The sequence below is a fragment of the Streptomyces sp. PTL18 genome (assembly GCF_059510295.1).
Genome location: NZ_JCAJZO010000133.1, coordinates 1 through 545, shown reverse-complemented (window position 1 = coordinate 545; position 545 = coordinate 1). Strand labels below are relative to the sequence as shown.

1 pseudogene is annotated in these 545 nt (G+C 69.2%); it reads left to right on the top strand.

Annotation, left to right across the window (positions count from 1 at the left end):
• Positions 1-545 (top strand): annotated as a pseudogene (locus tag AC5WS8_RS39335) (ISAzo13 family transposase); the annotation flags it as partial.

Here is a 545-nt window from a genome sequence, read left to right as displayed (position 1 = left end):
CAGCGCGGCGGACGAGCCCGCCGGGCCACGGGAAAGCTACGCGGCAGCAAGCCGCTGTTCGACGATCCGGCCCGGGTGATGCTCACCCTCCTTTACCAGCGGCAGGTGTGCTCGATGAAGCTGCTGAGCGACATGCTGGAGGTCACCCCCGAATGCGTCGGCCACCTCGTCGCCGAGACTCGCCGGGTCCTGGAAGACCACGGCCACCAGCCCGGATACGCCCCCACCCGCTTCACAACGGCGGACGCCCTGATGACCTTCCTCGACACCGACCAGACGCCGACGCGCACCCGGATCATGGAGAGGCTGTCCCATCCGCGCCTGACCGGCATGTCCCGCGAAGACCTGGATGAACTCGCCCGCCGTCTCGCCCCACGCCAGCTCGCTCAGATCGAACGCGCCTCCTACCAGCGCCGGGGCGCCGACCGCCAGCCGGGCAGCCGCGGCGGCGTCTTCCCCCAAAAGATCGGAGACAAGGAACGCGTCGTCCTCGCCGTCCTCTACCTGCGGAAACTGTGCACTCTGGACGTCCTCGCCGACGCGTT